16 protein-coding genes are annotated in these 17042 nt (G+C 62.9%); 13 read left to right on the top strand and 3 right to left on the bottom strand.

Going from position 1 to position 17042, the window contains the following annotated elements:
• Positions 1 to 28 precede the first annotated feature (28 nt).
• From pheA to CLU93_RS05385, 12 genes are all read left to right on the top strand, one after another.
• The gene (gene pheA, locus CLU93_RS05440) at positions 29 to 1099 is read left to right on the top strand and encodes a prephenate dehydratase (protein ID WP_099764252.1); all 1071 of its coding nucleotides are present in this window, start codon (positions 29 to 31) and stop codon (positions 1097 to 1099) included.
• A gap of 128 nt (positions 1100 to 1227) precedes the next feature.
• Positions 1228 to 2334 carry a histidinol-phosphate transaminase gene (gene hisC, locus CLU93_RS05435; protein WP_099760289.1) on the top strand — a complete coding sequence of 369 codons (1107 nt, stop codon included), beginning with the start codon at positions 1228 to 1230 and terminating at the stop codon, positions 2332 to 2334.
• A 4-nt stretch (positions 2335 to 2338) separates the two neighbouring features.
• A complete protein-coding gene (locus tag CLU93_RS05430) occupies positions 2339 to 3247 on the top strand; it encodes a prephenate dehydrogenase (protein WP_180287811.1) in 909 nt (302 codons plus the stop codon).
• Positions 3248 to 3265: 18 nt separating this feature from the next.
• On the top strand, positions 3266 to 4621 hold the full coding sequence (aroA, locus tag CLU93_RS05425; RefSeq protein WP_099760288.1) for a 3-phosphoshikimate 1-carboxyvinyltransferase: 1356 nt from the start codon (positions 3266 to 3268) through the stop codon (positions 4619 to 4621).
• Positions 4622 to 4732: 111 nt separating this feature from the next.
• Entirely contained in the window at positions 4733 to 5401 is a 669-nt protein-coding gene (gene cmk, locus CLU93_RS05420) for a (d)CMP kinase (protein ID WP_099760287.1), read from the top strand.
• Between the two features lie 118 nt (positions 5402 to 5519).
• A complete protein-coding gene (gene rpsA, locus CLU93_RS05415; RefSeq protein ID WP_071650172.1) occupies positions 5520 to 7232 on the top strand; it encodes a 30S ribosomal protein S1 in 1713 nt (570 codons plus the stop codon).
• 17 nt (positions 7233 to 7249) lie between these two features.
• Positions 7250 to 7555 (top strand): integration host factor subunit beta, encoded by a 306-nt coding sequence (locus tag CLU93_RS05410; RefSeq protein ID WP_008446215.1) that lies wholly within the window; start codon positions 7250 to 7252, stop codon positions 7553 to 7555.
• 132 nt (positions 7556 to 7687) lie between these two features.
• Positions 7688 to 7990: a LapA family protein gene (locus tag CLU93_RS05405; protein WP_077400759.1), complete on the top strand. Its 303-nt coding sequence runs from the start codon at positions 7688 to 7690 to the stop codon at positions 7988 to 7990.
• A 46-nt stretch (positions 7991 to 8036) separates the two neighbouring features.
• On the top strand, positions 8037 to 9212 hold the full coding sequence (lapB, locus tag CLU93_RS05400) for a lipopolysaccharide assembly protein LapB (RefSeq protein WP_099760286.1): 1176 nt from the start codon (positions 8037 to 8039) through the stop codon (positions 9210 to 9212).
• 78 nt (positions 9213 to 9290) lie between these two features.
• Entirely contained in the window at positions 9291 to 10658 is a 1368-nt protein-coding gene (locus tag CLU93_RS05395) for a UDP-glucose dehydrogenase family protein (RefSeq protein WP_099760285.1), read from the top strand.
• Positions 10655 to 11608, top strand: a complete 954-nt coding sequence (gene rfaE1, locus CLU93_RS05390; protein ID WP_099760284.1) for a D-glycero-beta-D-manno-heptose-7-phosphate kinase — start codon at positions 10655 to 10657, stop codon at positions 11606 to 11608. The genes CLU93_RS05395 and rfaE1 overlap by 4 nt, the downstream gene beginning before the upstream one ends.
• Positions 11609 to 11784: 176 nt before the next feature.
• Positions 11785 to 12315 carry a ComEA family DNA-binding protein gene (locus CLU93_RS05385; RefSeq protein ID WP_099760283.1) on the top strand — a complete coding sequence of 177 codons (531 nt, stop codon included), beginning with the start codon at positions 11785 to 11787 and terminating at the stop codon, positions 12313 to 12315.
• 118 nt (positions 12316 to 12433) lie between these two features.
• On the opposite strand, the gene CLU93_RS05380 is transcribed toward CLU93_RS05385, so the two are convergent.
• The 3 genes from CLU93_RS05380 to CLU93_RS28520 form a co-directional block, all read right to left on the bottom strand.
• On the bottom strand, positions 12434 to 13999 hold the full coding sequence (locus CLU93_RS05380; protein WP_099760282.1) for a phospholipase D family protein: 1566 nt from the start codon (positions 13997 to 13999) through the stop codon (positions 12434 to 12436).
• A gap of 125 nt (positions 14000 to 14124) precedes the next feature.
• Positions 14125 to 15888 (bottom strand): FAD-dependent oxidoreductase, encoded by a 1764-nt coding sequence (locus tag CLU93_RS05375; protein ID WP_099760281.1) that lies wholly within the window; start codon positions 15886 to 15888, stop codon positions 14125 to 14127.
• Positions 15889 to 15942: 54 nt separating this feature from the next.
• On the bottom strand, positions 15943 to 16077 hold the full coding sequence (locus CLU93_RS28520; protein WP_257224890.1) for a hypothetical protein: 135 nt from the start codon (positions 16075 to 16077) through the stop codon (positions 15943 to 15945).
• A gap of 59 nt (positions 16078 to 16136) precedes the next feature.
• Here CLU93_RS28520 and cysM point away from each other — a divergent pair, with 59 nt between their 5' ends.
• Positions 16137 to 17039 carry a cysteine synthase CysM gene (gene cysM, locus CLU93_RS05370; protein WP_099760280.1) on the top strand — a complete coding sequence of 301 codons (903 nt, stop codon included), beginning with the start codon at positions 16137 to 16139 and terminating at the stop codon, positions 17037 to 17039.
• The last annotated feature ends 3 nt before the right edge of the window (positions 17040 to 17042 follow it).

The following is a 17042-nucleotide window of genomic DNA, read 5'->3' as shown; positions in this document are numbered from 1 at the left end:
TGAAGTACAGCTGACGAAACAAACCACCATGACCGATAAATTGAAACCGTTGCGCGAACAGATCGATGCGATCGACGCGCAAATCCTCGAACTGCTGAATCGCCGCGCGCAAATCGCCCAGCAAGTGGGCCACGTGAAGGCCGAGACGCAGGCGCCCGTGTTCCGTCCCGAGCGCGAAGCGCAAGTGCTGCGCGGCGTGGCCGAGCGCAATCCCGGCCCCATGGGCGACCGTGAAGTGCAGACCATCTTCCGCGAAATCATGTCGTCCTGCCGCTCGCTGGAAAAGCGCGTCACCGTGGCCTATCTTGGCCCGGCCGGCACCTTCAGCGAGCAGGCCGTGTACCAGCAGTTCGGCAGCGCCGTCGAAGGCTTGCCATGCGCGTCCATCGATGAAGTGTTCCGCTCCGCCGAGGCGGGAACGGCCGACTTTGGCGTCGTGCCCATCGAAAACTCCTCGGAAGGCGCCGTCAACCGCACGCTGGACATGATGCTGCAGACTAGCCTCATCATCAGCGGTGAAGTCGCCATTGCCGTGCACCACAGCCTGATGACGAAGAGCGGCAACATGGATGGCGTGACCTCGATTTGCGCACATTCGCAGGCGCTGGCGCAGTGCCAGGTATGGCTCAATCAGCACTATCCGAATATTGCGCGCCACGCCGTGGCCTCGAACGCCGAAGCGGCGCGCATGGCCGGCGAAGATGGTACTGTTGCAGCGATTGCCAGCGAACTGGCGGGCGCGCAGTACAAGCTGGGCGTGGTCAAGGGCCATATCCAGGACGACCCGCACAACCGCACGCGCTTTGCCGTCGTGGGCACCTTGCAGACGGCGCCGTCGGGCAAGGACCAGACCTCGCTGGTGCTGGCCGTGCCGAACAAGGCAGGCGCCGTGTACCAGTTGCTGGCGCCCCTGGCGAAGCACGGCGTGTCGATGACGCGCTTCGAGTCGCGCCCGGCGCGCATGGGCAGCTGGGAGTATTATTTCTATGTCGACGTGGAAGGCCACGTGCACGACGCTGCCGTCGCCCAGGCGCTGGCCGAGCTGCAGAGCAATGCGGCGTTTTTCAAGGTGCTGGGGTCGTATCCGGTCAGTTTGTGACGCCGACGGTGGTGTCGGATTACGGCCTGCGGCCTAATCCGACCTACAATAAGCCGTAGGTTGGGTTAGCGCAGCGTAACCCAACAACAGCCACCAGCCTAATCATTCACCAACTTTTAAAGAACACCATGTCTAAAAATATCGGTCCAGAATACGTCCGCGCCATCGCCCCTTACCAGAGCGGCAAACCGATCGCCGAAGTCGCGCGCGAATTCGGCCTCGACGAGGCAGCCATCGTCAAGCTGGCATCGAATGAAAACCCGTACGGCATGCCGGAATCGGCCAAGCAGGCGATGATCGCCGCCATCGATGACCTGGGCCGCTACCCGGACGCCAACGGCTTCGACTTGAAAGCCGTGCTGTCGCAGCGCTATGACGTGCCGGCCGACTGGATCACCCTGGGCAATGGCAGCAACGACATCCTGGAAATCGCCGCGCACGCGTTTGTCGAGCATGGCCAGTCCGTGGTGTACTCGCAGTACTCGTTTGCCGTGTACGCGCTGGCCACGCAAGGCCTGGGCGCGCGCCATATCGTCGTGCCGGCGCAAGCCTACGGCCATGACCTCGACGCGATGGCGGCAGCGATTGCCGACGACACGCGCCTGGTCTTCATCGCCAACCCGAACAACCCGACCGGCACGTTCCTTTCGGCCGCGCAACTCGAAGCGTTCCTGCAAAAAGTGCCACAGCACGTGGTGGTGGTGCTGGATGAAGCCTACAACGAATTCCTCTCGGCAGACGAGCAGTACGAGTCGACGGCGTGGGTGCGCCAGTATCCGAACCTGGTGGTCTCGCGCACCCTGTCGAAGGCCTACGGCCTGGCCGGCCTGCGCATCGGTTTCGCCATCGCCCAGCCGGTGCTGACGGACCTGATGAACCGCATCCGCCAGCCGTTCAATGTCAACTCGCTGGCGCAGGCGGCCGCGATTGCCGCCCTGAACGACAAGGCCTTCCTCGAGCAAAGCGCGCGCAACAACGCGGCCGGCTACCAGCAGTTCATCGAAGCGTTCACGCAACTGGGCCTGGAATTCGTGCCGTCGCACGGCAATTTCGTGCTGGTGAAGGTGGGTGACGATGATGGCGCCGGCGCGAGAGTCAATCTGGCGCTGCTCCAGCAGGGCGTGATCGTGCGCCCCGTCGGCAGCTACGGCTTGCCGCAATGGCTGCGCATTTCCATCGGCCTGCCGCAGGAAAACGCCATCTTCATCGCCGCGCTGACGAAAGCGCTGGCCTGACGATATGACGACGCCTGCACTGAACAAGGTAGTCATCTTTGGCGTGGGCCTGATCGGCGGCTCGTTCGCGCGCGCCCTGAAGCACGCGGGCGCGGTTCAAACCGTGGTCGGCATGGGCCGCTCGCCGGCCTCGCTGGCGCGCGCGCTCGAATTGGGCATCATCGATGAAATCGGCGGCGACATGGCTGATGCCTTGCTTGGCGCCGACCTGGTGCTGGTCGCCGCGCCCGTGGCGCAGACGGGCGCTATTTTGGCGTCCATCGCGCCGCATCTGCAGCCCGGCACCATCGTCACCGATGCGGGCAGCACGAAAAGCGACGTGGTGGCGGCCGCGCGCATGGCGCTCGGTGGCAAGGTGGCGCAATTCGTGCCCGGCCACCCGATCGCGGGACGCGAGACGAACGGGCCTGACGCGGCCATCATCGATCTGTATCAAGGCAAGAAAGTGGTGCTCACGCCGCTGGCGGAAAATAGCGCCGCCGACGTGGAGCGGGTGGCGGCCGCGTGGCGCGCCTGCGGCGCCATCCTGCATACCTTGACACCCGAAGAACATGACAAGGTATTTGCCGCCGTCAGCCATCTGCCGCATCTGCTGGCCTTTGCGCTGGTCGACGACATCGCCAACAAACCGCACGCGGGCCTGCTGTTCCAATACGCGGCCAGCGGCTTTCGCGACTTTACGCGCATCGCCGGCTCATCGCCGGAAATGTGGCGCGACATCAGCCTGGCCAACCAGCCAGCGCTGCTGCATGAACTGGACGCCTACCTGGCGCAGTTGACGACCTTGCGCGCCCACCTGGCCGCGAACGACGGCGCCGCCATCGAAGGCGTGTATGCGAACGCCCAGCACGCGCGGCAACAATGGATCGAGGCGATTGAAACGGCGGAAATACCTGCCGCGCCCACACGATAAATACTCAAGGATTCCAGCATGACCCAGACCAAGCACTACCCTCACCATATCGATTTGCAGCCGGTGATGCATGCCGAAGGCACGGTGCGTTTGCCCGGCTCGAAAAGCATTTCCAATCGCGTGCTGCTGCTCGCCGCGCTGGCCAGGGGCACGACGAAAATCATCGACTTGCTCGCCTCCGACGACACCTTCGTCATGCTCACGGCATTGACGTCGCTGGGCGTGAAATGGACGCAGGATGAGTTGACGGGCGACCCTGCCTCTGCCCACCAGGTGCACCACGTGGAAGGCTGCGGCGGCGTGTTCCCGCATCACGCGGCCGACCTGTTCATGGGCAACGCCGGCACGGCGATTCGCCCGCTGACGGCGGCGCTGGCCGTGATCGGCGGCGACTACACCTTGCACGGCGTGTCGCGCATGCACGAGCGCCCGATCGGCGACCTGGTCGACGCGCTGAACGCCGTCGGCACGCAGATCGAGTACACGGGGGAGCAGGGCTTCCCGCCGCTGCGCATCCGCCGTGGCCACATTCACGCGCAGCGCATCGCCGTGCGCGGCAACGTGTCGAGCCAGTTCTTGACGGCCCTCCTGATGGTGGCGCCGCTGATGGCGCGCGACCATGCGGTGACGATCGACGTGACGGGCGAGCTGATTTCCAAGCCGTACATTGAAATTACCCTGAACCTGATGCGCCGCTTCGGCGTGACGGTCGAGCATGACGGCTGGCAGTCGTTCACCGTGCAGCCGGGCCAGCACTATCAAAGCCCGGGCACGATCCACGTGGAAGGCGACGCGTCGTCGGCCTCGTATTTCCTGGCGGCCGGCGCCATCGGCGGCGGTCCCGTGCGCGTGGAAGGCGTGGGGCGCGACAGCATCCAGGGCGACGTGCGTTTCGTCGAAGCCTTGCAGCAGATGGGCGCGACCATCACCATGGGCGAGAACTGGATCGAGGCCCGTTCGAACGGCGTCTTGAAAGCCGTCGACATGGATTTCAATCATATTCCCGACGCGGCCATGACGATCGCCGTGGCCGCCCTGTACGCGGACGGCACCAGCACTTTGCGCAATATCGCCAGCTGGCGGGTGAAGGAAACGGACCGCCTGGCCGCCATGGCGACGGAATTGCGCAAGCTGGGCGCGGAAGTGGAAGAGGGCGCGGACTACCTGCGCGTGACGCCGCCAGCCGCAATCGCCGCAGCGACCATCGACACGTATGACGACCACCGCATGGCCATGTGCTTCTCGCTCGCCTCGCTCGATGGCGCCGCGCGCCGCGGCAACGCCATGCGCATCAACGACCCGAAATGCGTGGCCAAGACCTTCCCCGAGTATTTCGCCGCGTTTGCGGGGATTGCCAAGGATAGTCTTATTTAACCGAAACCCGGGGTCAGACCCTCTCCACCAGTAACGCCAGTTCAGGCGTTGACGCAAGTGGGGGTCTGACCCCAGCCCTTTTGGGTTTAGTTTTTTTAAAGTGACAAAATAATGCTGACCTCCAACATCCCAGTCATCGCCATCGACGGCCCTACCGCTTCCGGCAAGGGCACGGTGGCGCACCGCGTGGCCGACAAGCTGGGCTTTCATTACCTGGACTCGGGCGCGCTGTACCGCCTGACGGCCTTGAGCGCGCTGCGCCGCGGCACCGACTTGCGCGACGAGCACGCGCTGGCCAAGCTGGCCGAGCACCTGCCCTGCCATTTTGCGGGCGGCGAGATCTTGCTGGCGCAGGAAAACGTCACCGAGCAGATCCGTGCCGAAGAAGTGGGCAATACGGCGTCGAAAATTGCTGTATTACCAACGGTGCGCCATGCGCTCGTGGGCTTGCAGCTGGGTTTTCGCAAGACGCCGGGCCTGGTGGCCGACGGGCGCGACATGGGCACGGTGATCTTCCCGCACGCCCAATTGAAGGTGTTCCTGACAGCCAGCGTCGAGGCGCGCGCGCAACGGCGCTACAAGCAATTGATAGACAAGGGTTTTTCTGCTAAGATGGAAGACCTTCTGATGGATTTGCAGGCGCGGGACGAACGTGATACTCACCGTGCGATTGCGCCGCTGGTCCCTGCGGAAGGGGCGCATGTCCTCGATACGTCGGAAATGACGGCAGATGTTGCCGTTGAAACCGTGTTGAAATGGTATGCAGCTGCAGCAAAATAGCGTGTTGTTGTGCTATGTGGTGCCCGTTGACGGCTCCTGGCCTGTCCGGGTGTGTCAAAAACCTAACCCAGTTTAAGTCGCGTCGTGCGATCTCTGCTGGATAACCTGTGTGAACCCTATGTCTACTGTTACAACTAACGAATCTACCGGTATGGAAAGTTTTGCTGCGCTCTTCGAGGAATCGTTGTCGCGTCAAGATATGCGCTCCGGCGAAGTTATTTCCGCTGAAGTCGTGCGCCTCGACCACAATTTCGTGATCGTGAACGCTGGCCTCAAATCCGAAGCATTCATCCCTGTCGAAGAATTCAAGAACGACCACGGCGAACTGGAAGTCAAAGTTGGTGACTTCGTTTCCGTGGCGATCGAATCGCTGGAAAACGGTTTCGGCGATACCATCCTGTCGCGCGACAAAGCCAAGCGTCTGGCTTCGTGGCTGGCTCTGGAAAAAGCGATGGAATCGGGCGAAATCGTCGTCGGTACCGTCAATGGTAAAGTCAAAGGCGGTCTGACCGTGTTGACCAACGGCATCCGCGCATTCCTGCCGGGCTCGCTGGTTGATACCCGTCCTGTCAAAGACACGACCCCATTCGAAGGCAAAACCCTCGAATTCAAAGTGATCAAGCTGGATCGCAAGCGTAACAACGTGGTTCTGTCCCGCCGCGCCGTCATCGAAGCTTCGATGGGCGAAGAGCGTCAGAAACTGATGGAAACGCTGAAAGAAGGCACGGTCGTGACCGGCGTCGTCAAAAATATCACCGACTACGGCGCGTTCGTGGATCTGGGCGGTATCGATGGCTTGCTGCACATCACCGACCTGGCATGGCGCCGTGTACGTCACCCGTCGGAAGTACTGACGGTTGGCCAGGAAATCACCGCCAAAGTCCTGAAATACGATCAAGAGAAAAACCGTGTTTCGCTGGGCGTGAAACAACTGGGCGACGATCCTTGGACCGGTCTGTCCCGTCGTTACCCACAAAGCACCCGTCTGTTCGGTAAAGTAACGAACCTGACCGACTACGGCGCGTTCGTTGAAGTGGAACAGGGTATCGAAGGTCTGGTACACGTTTCCGAAATGGACTGGACGAACAAAAACGTTGCTCCTAACAAAGTTGTCCAACTGGGCGACGAAGTAGAAGTGATGGTTCTGGAAATCGACGAAGAGCGTCGTCGTATCTCGCTGGGTATGAAACAGTGCAAAGCCAACCCTTGGGATGACTTTGGCGTTACCCACAAGAAGGGCGATAAAGTCCGCGGCGCGATCAAATCGATCACCGACTTCGGCGTGTTCATCGGCCTGGCCGGCAACATCGACGGTCTGGTGCACCTGTCCGACCTGTCCTGGACCGAAACCGGCGAAGAAGCCGTGCGTCGTTTCAAGAAAGGTGACGAACTGGAAGCCATCGTTCTGGCCATCGACGTTGAGCGCGAGCGCGTTTCCCTGGGCGTCAAGCAACTGGAAGGTGACCCATTCAACAACTTCGCAGCCATGAACGACAAAGGCTCGCTGGTAACCGGTACCGTTAAATCGGTTGAGCCTAAAGGCGCCGTGATCCAACTGTCCGAAGAAGTCGAAGGCTACCTGCGCGCTTCCGAAATCTCGCGTGACCGCGTTGAAGATGCTGGTACGCACCTGAAAGTCGGCGATACCGTCGAAGCCATGGTGTTGAACATCGACCGCAAAGCCCGTGGTATCCAACTGTCGATCAAAGCGAAAGACAACGTGGAAACCCAGGAAGCCATGCAGAAGATGGCAGCTACCGACAACAACGCAGCTTCGGGCACCACCAGCCTGGGCGCCTTGTTGAAAGCTAAGTTCGATAACAAGAACTAAGACTGCGGATACGGCAGATGACAAAGTCCGAGCTGATCAACCGCCTCGCTGAGCGTTATTCTCAGCTGGTGGCGAAAGATGCGGAGTATGCCGTCAAGACCATTCTCGATGCGATGACCAACGCCCTGGCGACTGGTCAGCGTATCGAGATCCGCGGTTTTGGCAGTTTTGCCCTGAACAGCAGGCCCCCGCGCATCGGCCGCAACCCGAAATCCGGCGACAAGGTGATGGTTCCCGAAAAACGGGTCCCCCACTTCAAGCCGGGCAAACAGTTGCGCGAGCGCGTGGACGCGATGGTCGGGCAACCGATTATCGAGGATTAATCGTCTGCTGGAAGGCGGAAAATAAAGAGCGGCGTCCTTGGATGCCGCTTTTTTTTGTTAATATGTCCCAAGTTTATGCCGTGTGGCATGAACACCCTTTGTATCGCCGTTTTTCTTAGTCTGGACCTATCGATGAAAATCATCTCCACCATCGTTGGCTGTGTTCTTTTCGTCCTGTTCTTCAGTTTTGCGCTGAAGAATGCGCAGGTTGTCGACCTGCATGTTTTCCTCAATTATGAAATTCGCGGCCCCCTGGTCCTGATGCTGCTGGGCTTTTTTGTCGCCGGCGCCAGCCTGGGCGTATTGGCCCTGACGCCGACCGTGTTCCGTCACCGCCGCGAAGCGAGCAAGCAAAAAACCACCATTGCCGCGCTGCAAACCGTTGGCGTGGCCAGCAATGTCCAGCCGCAACCGGACAGCGTGAGCGCGCAGTAAGCGGCGCCGTCGCTCCTATCTCTCTTACTCGAATAAAAACAATCGCATGGATTTTGAACTCTGGTGGCTCTTGGGTATCCCGGTGTTTTTCGCGCTGGGCTGGATTGCCGCGCGTGTGGACATTCATCAACTGGTGTCCGAATCGCGCAGCCTGCCGCGCAATTACTTCAAGGGCTTGAACTTCCTGCTCAATGAGCAGCATGACAAGGCCATCGATGCCTTCATCGAAGTCGTCAAGCTGGACCCGGAATCGGCCGATATGCACTTTGCGCTGGGCAATCTGTTTCGCCGCCGCGGCGAAACGGAGCGCGCCATTCGCGTGCACCAGAATTTGCTGGCGCGCCCGGACCTGCCGCTGGAACAGCAGGGCCATGCCGCCTACGAACTGGGCATGGATTACCTGAAGGCAGGCTTGCTGGACCGGGCCGAGGAAACCTTCAACAGCCTGATCGACACGCAATACGCGGCCCAGGCGCGCCGCGCGCTGCTGGAAATTTATCAGCGCGAAAAGGAATGGCCACGCGCCATCGAAGCGGCCGTCGGCTTGCAGGAGTCGGGCGCCGGGGCGCGGCAGAAGGAAATCGCCCAGTTCTATTGCGAACTGGCGCATGACGCGCTGGTGCACATGAAGCCGGATGAAGCCATGCCGCTGCTGGAAAAAGCCCTGCAGACGGATCGCAAGAGCGTGCGCGCCACCATCCTGACGGGCGACGTGCTGCTGGCGCGCGGCGACGTGGAAGGCGCGTTGACCACCTGGCGCCGCGTGGAGCAGCAAAGCGTGCCGCACGTGGCCCTGGTAGCGCAGCGCCTGATGGATGGCTACACCAAGGTGGGCCGCGCGCAGGAAGGCGTCAACCTGCTGCGCTCCTACCTGGAAGATGCGTCTTCGATCGACCTGATCGAGGTGGTCTTCAAGGCCGTCATCGAACTCGACGGCGTGGAAGCGGCGAAGCAGTTGGTCAGCGCCGAGCTGCGCCGTACGCCGACCCTGCTGGGCCTGGATAAACTGCTGGAAGCGCGCATGATGGATGCGCCGGCCGCCATCTGGTCCGAGCTGTCGATGGTGAAAAACCTCGTGCACGGCTACACGCAGAAGCTTGCCCGCTACCAATGCAGCCATTGCGGCTTCAAGGCACGCCAGTTTTACTGGCATTGCCCTGGCTGCAACAAGTGGGAGACGTATCCACCGCGCCGCACGGAAGAACTCAACGTCATGAACTAACCCGACACGCCACCTTGCCCCAGTGCAACGTGGCGTGTCCTTGTTTGCAGCATCCATATTTAGAAACACGGCACAACCATGAAAATTACCATTATCGGCACGGGCTATGTGGGCCTGGTGACCGGCGCCTGCCTGGCGGAGCTGGGCAACGACGTCTTTTGCCTCGACCTGGACGCACAGAAGGTCGCCTTGCTCAATAGCGGCGGCATCCCCATCCATGAACCGGGGCTGGAAGAAGTCGTGGCGCGCAACCGCGCCGCCGGCCGCATGACCTTTTCCACCGACGTCGAGGCAGCCGCCGCGCACGGCGTGATGCAATTCATCGCCGTCGGCACGCCGCCCGATGAAGACGGCTCGGCCGACCTGCAATACGTGCTGGCGGCCGCGCGCGGCATCGGCAAGTACATGACGGACTTCAAGGTCATCGTCGACAAGTCGACCGTGCCCGTCGGCACGGCCGAAAAAGTGCGCGCCGCCATCCAGGGCGAACTGGACGCGCGCGGCGTGGCCGCCACGTTCTCGGTGGCGTCGAACCCGGAATTCCTCAAGGAAGGCGCGGCTGTCGAAGATTTCATGCGTCCGGACCGCATCGTCATCGGCTGCGACAGCACGGCGGACGGCGAGCGCGCGCGCGAATTGCTGAAAAGCCTGTATGCGCCATTCAACCGCAACCGCGAACGCACCTACTGGATGGACGTGCGCTCGGCCGAATTCACGAAGTATGCGGCGAACGCCATGCTGGCAACGCGTATTTCCTTCATGAATGAACTGGCGAACCTGGCCGACAAGGTGGGCGTCGATATCGAGGCCGTGCGCCACGGCATCGGTTCCGACCCGCGCATCGGCCACAGCTTCCTGTACGCAGGCTGCGGCTATGGTGGTTCCTGCTTCCCGAAAGACGTGCAGGCGCTCGAGCGCACGGCGCGCGGCTACGGGCAGGAGTTGCTGATCCTGCGTGCCGTCGAAGCCGTCAACGACCAGCAGAAGCAGGTGCTGGGGCGCAAAGTGGTCACTCGCTTCGGCGCAGATCTGACGGGCCGGCATTTCGCTGTCTGGGGACTGGCCTTCAAGCCGAACACGGACGACATGCGCGAAGCGTCAGCCCGCGTGCTGCTGGCGGACTTGCTGGCGCGCGGCGCCACGGTGGCCGTGTATGACCCGGTGGCCATGCCCGAGGCACGCCGCGTGCTGCAACTGGACTTGACGCCGGAGCAGTTGGCAAGGGTGCGCTTTGCCGACAGTCCGAAGGATGCGCTGCAGGACGCCGATGCGCTGGTCATCGTGACCGAATGGAAAGCCTTCCGCAGTCCCGATTTCGAACAGGTCAAGGCGCGCCTGAAGCAGGCCGTGATCTTTGACGGACGCAACCTGTTCGAGCCGGCCGTCATGGCCGAGAATGGCATCGAATACCACGGGATCGGTCGCTCGATCCTGACGCGCGCATGAGCGCCCAAGAGGTGGTCGCCTTGACGGCGCCGGCCGCGTTGGCCCAGGTGCGCATGCTGGTGGTGGGCGATGTGATGCTGGACCGCTACTGGTTCGGCGATGTCAGCCGTATTTCGCCGGAAGCGCCGGTGCCCATCGTGCGCATCGAGAGGCGCGAAGAGCGCCTGGGTGGCGCGGCCAACGTGGCGCGCAATGCGGCCGCGCTGGGAGCGAAGACGAGCTTGCTGGGCGTGGTCGGCGACGACGAGGCCGGCAGCCAGGTCGAACGCCTGCTCGAGGGGGGGGGCATCCACAGCTATCTGCAGCGCGATGTGGCCATTTCCACCATCATCAAGCTGCGCGTGATCGGCCGCCAGCAGCAGATGCTGCGCATCGATTTCGAGGATGCGCCCAGCGATACGGTGCTGCGCGACAAGCTCAAGCAATTCAATGCGCTACTGCCGCACTACGACGTGGTGGTCCTGTCTGACTACGCCAAGGGCAGCCTGGTGAACGTGGCCGAGATGATCAAGGCGGCCAGAAAGGCCGGCAAGATCGTCATGGTCGACCCGAAAGGGGATGATTTCAGCCGCTATGCAGGAGCGTCAGTGCTCACTCCGAACAAGTCCGAACTGCGCCGCGTGATCGGCAGCTGGAGCACGGAAGAGCAATTGACGGAACGCGCGCAGCAGATGCGTGCGCAGCTGGGCCTGGACGCCTTGCTGTTGACCCGCTCGGAAGAGGGCATGAGCCTGTACACGGCCGACGAGGTGCTGCATATGCCTACCGATGCGCGCGAAGTATTCGACGTCTCGGGCGCGGGCGATACGGTGATCGCCACCATGGCGGCCATGCTGGGCGCCGGCATGAGCCTGGGCGACGCCGTGCGTACGGCCAACCGGGCCGGCGGCATCGTCGTCGGCAAGCTCGGGACGGCCACCGTCACCCGCGAAGAGCTGTTCCCGCAGTAATCGCCGCCGTATTCCGCATCTCGCCTGCGCCGCATCGTTTGATCTGGCGCAGGTTTTCCCGTCCTTTCGCTGTCCCGTCTTGTCAACCGTATCACGCCACAGCCGTTAAAGCCGTTAAGGCGCTGCTCCTCCCTTGCGTTCGAGTCATCTTGAAACCACACCACGGAGAGATACCCATGTTCAAAAAAATACTGCTGGCCATCGTCACCCTGATCGCGACGATGGGTTTTGCCTTTGCCCAGGTCGATGTCAACAAGGCGGACCAGGCGGCACTCGACGGCGTCAAGGGCATCGGCCCCGTCACATCGAAAGCCATCCTTGATGAACGCGCCAAGGGTGGCGCCTTCAAGGATTGGGCCGATTTCGAAAGCCGCGTAAAAGGCATCGGACCGAAAAGTTCCGTGAAACTGTCGGAAGCGGGCTTGCAGGTGAATGGTCAGGCCAAGTCTGGCGCGCCAGCGGCTCCGGTGGCGAAAGCTGCCCCGGCAAAAAAGGAAACTGCTGTGAAGGAAGTTGCAGCGAAAGAAGCCGCACCGAAGCCAGCTGCTGCGACCGACACCGCTGCGGCGCCAGCCAAGACGGCCGCTGAAACGAAAAAAGAAGCTGCTGCTGCCAAGAAAGAAGCGAAGGCTGCCGCCGCTGCCGCGAAGAAAGAAGCGAAGCTGGCTGCAGCCGATGCGAAGAAGGCTGAAGCCGAGAAAAAGTAAGCGTGTTGCTGTAAAGCGTGTTGCGTGGTGGTGCCGCGCAGCACGAGAAGAAAACCCTGCGTGGTACCGGCCGCGCGGGGTTTTTTTTATGCGCCGCCACTTTGCCCTGCCGATGCGCCTACAGCTGCGACTCGATCGGCAGCCAGCGCATCACGGATACCAGCATGCGGCGCCAGAAGCCTGACTCCGGATCGTGCGTCCATACCTTGGAGGGCTGTTCGGTGGCGTCGGACCAGCGCAGGGCGCCGTTGTCGAGGAATAAGCGGTAGCTGGTGTCGCCCGACGTCGAGTGCAGGAACAGCGCGCGCATGTCGGCCCCCAGCGCGGCATCGTGGAACAGCACGCCCATCTCCGTGTTCAGCTGGGCCGAGCGGGGATCGAGATTGAAGGAGCCGACGAAGCCCCGCTGGCCATCGACCACCACGGCCTTGGTATGCAGGCTGGCGCGGCTCGAACCCATCAGGCTGATGCGCTTGCGGTGCTGTGTCTTCAATTCATACAGGTCGACGCCGCCGCCCAGCAGCACTTCGCGGTAGCGCGCATAGCCCGCATGCACGAGGGCCACGTCAGTGGCGGCCAGCGAGTTGGTCAGTACACTGACCTTGACGCCGGCGGCAACCTTGTCGGCCAGACTCTGCGTCAGCGCCGCGCCGGGCACGAAGTAGGGCGAAGTCAGCAGCGCTTCCTCGCGCGCCTCGGTCAGTAGCGGCAGCAAGCTGTGCATGAGCCAGTGCTCGCTGCGCTGCAAACTGGCCACGGGCGCGGCTTTTTCCGGCGGGTCCGACAGCACTTGTACCTGCGCGCTCCAGTGCAGCCGCAGCCGGCCATCGAGGTGGGCCTGCAGCTGGCCCGCATCGGTCAGCTGCCGCAGGTAGGGCGAGGCGCCCAGTTCACCCGTGAGCGCGTCGAGGCGGGCGCGCACAGCCTGCAGTTCCGGCGTGCCGGCGTTCTTGCCAGCGTGCAGGGCGCCGATGGGGATGACGGCGCGGCTGTTCCAGAAGCGGTCGAAAATGTCGCTCGTCTGCTGTACGGCGGGACCCACCAGCAGCAAGTCGGCATCCTGGAAATTGACTTGCTCGGCTGCATCAAAGTATTCATCGCCGATATTGCGCCCGCCGACCAGGGCCACCCTGCCGTCGACGATCCAGGCCTTGTTGTGCATGCGCCGGTTCAGGCTGACGGCGCGCAAGGCCATTTCCACGGCGCGCAACCAGATGCCGTCGCGGTTGCGGCCCGGATTGAAGATGCGCACGTCGATCAGCGGATGGCTGTCGAGCGCGAGGATCGCGGCGTCCTGGCCGCGCGCATTGATATCGTCAAGCAACACGCGCACGCGCACGCCGCGGTCGGCCGCGCGCAGCAGTTCGCGCACCAGCAGGCGGCCCGTGACGTCGTTATGCCAGATGTAGTATTGCAGGTCGATGCTGCGGCCCGCTTCGCGTGCGCTCAGGGCGCGCAGGGCGAACGCTTCCAGGTTGTCATCGATCAGGGCCGTGCCGCTCTGCTCCGGGCGTTGCGCCAGCTGCGGCGCCAGCACGCGGTCGAGCAGGGTAGCGTCGGCTGCCACCGGCAAGGCCGTTCCCGGCGCCCCCAGCGACCGTTCGGCGAAGCGCCCGTAGCTGTACAGCGCAGCGATGCTGAGCCCGGCAAACAGGGTGGCCAGTAGCAGCAATTTGACGAGCATGTGGCGCACTGTCAGCGGACCGCGGGCAGGCTGCAGCGCGAGAAAAGCCTGGTGGTGTGGAGCATGCGGACTCTTTCAGCGGGATGGCAACAGCCGATTGTAGCAGTTTCCACAATGCACGATTTTCAGGCGGAGCCAGCCGGCAGGCGCGCCAGAAAACCGTGAATTTGCGACACGACCGCCGCGCCTTCACCGACGGCGGCCGCCACGCGCTTGGTCGAGCCGGCGCGCACGTCGCCGATGGCGAAGACGCCGGGCACGCTCGTTTCCAGCGCGGCGCGCTCGGGCAAGTCCGCTGGAGACACGGTATGGCCGTGGCCATGGGCGCGGCATTCGGCGCGCGTGACGTCGAAGCCCGTGCGAATGAAACCCTGTTCGTCGACGGCCACGGCACAGTCGTGCAGCCAGTCCGTGTTCGGATCGGCGCCGACGAAGAGAAACACGCGGCGCACGGCGCAATCGCATTCTTCACCCGTCTGCTTGTTGTGCCAGCGGGCGCCCGTCAAGCCATCGTCGTCGCCTTCGAGGGCGATGATTTCCGTGTGCGTGTGCAAGGTGATGTTGGGCGTGGCGGCGATGCGCTCGATCAGGTAGCTCGACATGCTGGCCGCCAGCCCTGCGCCGCGGATCACCATGTGGACGTTGGCCGCGTGGCCGGAGAGAAACACGGCCGCCTGGCCGGCCGAATTGCCACCGCCCACTAAAATGATCTCTTCCTGCTTGCACAGCTTGGCTTCGATGGGCGAGGCCCAGTAATACACGCCCCGTCCTTCATACGTTTTCAGGTTCGCCAGCGAGGGGCGGCGATAGCGCGCGCCGCACGACAGCACCACCGTGCGGGCGCGCACCTGGGTACCGTCGCACAGCTTGACGCGCAGGGGCCAGCTGTCGCACAGCAAGTTGGCGGCGCTGGCCGGGGTGGCGATTTCGACGCCGAACTTTTGCGCCTGCACATAGGCGCGTCCCGCCAGGGCGCGGCCGGAAATGCCGGTGGGAAAGCCCAGGTAATTTTCGATGCGCGCGCTGGCGCCCGCCTGGCCGCCATACGCGCGCTGTTCCAGCACCAGGACCGATAGCCCTTCGGATGCCGCATACACGGCCGTGGCCAGGCCGGCGGGGCCGGCGCCCACCACCAGCACGTCGAAGATCTTGTCGCCTGACAAATCAGGCAACATGCCCAGACAGCGTCCCAGTTCCGCATTGCCGGGATTTTTCATGACCTTGCCATCGGGACAGACGACCAAGGGCCATTCCTGCGGCGTGGGCTGGTAGCGTTCGGCCAGCGCGGCGGCAGCCGCATCGTTGGCCGGGTCCAGCACCGTGTGCGGGTGGCCATTGCTCGATAGAAAACTTTGCAGGTGGAACAGATTGCCATTGCCACGCGGCCCCACCAGCACGGGGCCGCCTGAATTGACTTCGATCAGGGCCACGCGGCGCAGGATCAGGGCGCGCACGATGCGCTCGCCCATTTCCGCTTCCGCCACGATCAGCGCGCGCAGCGATTCCGAGCTGATGACGAGCACCTCCACGTCGCCCACGGCATGGCCATTGACGAGGGCGGGGCGGCCCGACAGCTGCGCCACTTCGGCGATGAAGTGGCCGGGGCCGACTTCTCGCATCAGCGAGGTGCGGCCCAGTCCCTCATGGCGCGTGACGGCGACATGGCCCGCCAGGATGACCAGCATGCCGAAGCTGCTGTTGCCCGCCTCGAACAGGGTGGCGCCATCCGCGTAGCGGCAGACCTTGCCATAGCGTTGCAGGCGGCGCAGTTCGGCTTCGCTGAAGACGGGGGAAATCTGGTGCATGCGGCCCTGGATGTCGAGGCTGCTGGCCTGGACGGGATCGTCCTGCGTGGTTTCGGGGATGAATTCGGGTGCGCTGCTGCTCATGACTGATCCATTGATTGAATAAGCAAATTACTAAAATAACTAACCGTCACGAGTCTAGCGCATGCGCGCGCGGCCCGCTGGCGCACCGCGCGCGGCCGCCCTGGCATGGCGCAACGCCAGGCGCCATGCGGCCTGGCGCGTGGGCGGGCGCAGCGGGGGCAGCCTGGCGGGGCGGCGGTTTTTAGCCATACGCCGTCCAGCATCTCATATTAGAATGGGTCTTTGTTGAAATTACTTAAACAGACACGATGGCTTACAAGACACTTGAAGATACGATAGGCAACACCCCGCTGGTGCAACTGACGCGCTTGCCGGGCGCCGATGCGATTGCGCGCAACAACGTCATCCTCGGCAAGCTGGAAGGCAACAACCCGGCCGGCTCCGTGAAGGACCGCGCCGCCATGTCCATGCTCAAGCGCGCTGAAGAGCGCGGCGTCATCAAGCCGGGTGATACCCTGATCGAGGCCACCAGCGGCAATACGGGCATCGCGCTGGCCATGGCCGCCGCCTTGCGCGGCTACAAGATGCTGCTCTTGATGCCAGACAATCTCAGCGTGGAGCGCCGCCAGAGCATGGCCGCCTACGGCGCCGACATCCTGCTCACGCCGAAGACGGGCGGCATGGAATATGCGCGCGACCTGGCCGAGCAGATGCAGAAGGATGGCCGTGGCATCATCCTCGACCAGTTCGCCAACGAAGACAATTCGCGCGCCCACTACGAAAGCACGGGGCCGGAAATCTGGCGCGATACGCATGGCCAGGTCACGCATTTCGTCAGCGCCATGGGCACGACGGGCACCATCATGGGCGTGTCGCGCTATTTGAAGGAACAGAATCCCGCCATCCAGATTATCGGCGCCCAGCCCGAGGAAGGATCGCAGATTCCCGGCATCCGCAAATGGCCGGAAGCGTACTTGCCGAAAATTTACGACAAGTCGCGCGTGGACCAGGTGGAATACGTGAGCCAGGGCGTGGCCGAGCGCATGGCGCGCAGTCTGGCGGCGGAAGAAGGCTTGTTCTGCGGCATCTCGGCAGCCGGCGCCTGCGAAATCGCGCTGCGCATCTCGCAAACGGTGGAAAATGCGACGATCGTATTTGTCGTCTGCGACCGCGGCGACCGCTATCTGTCCACCGGTGTGTTTCCTGCTTGATAG

This window comes from Janthinobacterium sp. 35, assembly GCF_002754575.1.
Taxonomy (GTDB): domain Bacteria; phylum Pseudomonadota; class Gammaproteobacteria; order Burkholderiales; family Burkholderiaceae_D; genus Janthinobacterium; species Janthinobacterium tructae.
This window is presented reverse-complemented; position numbering and strand designations above follow the sequence as displayed.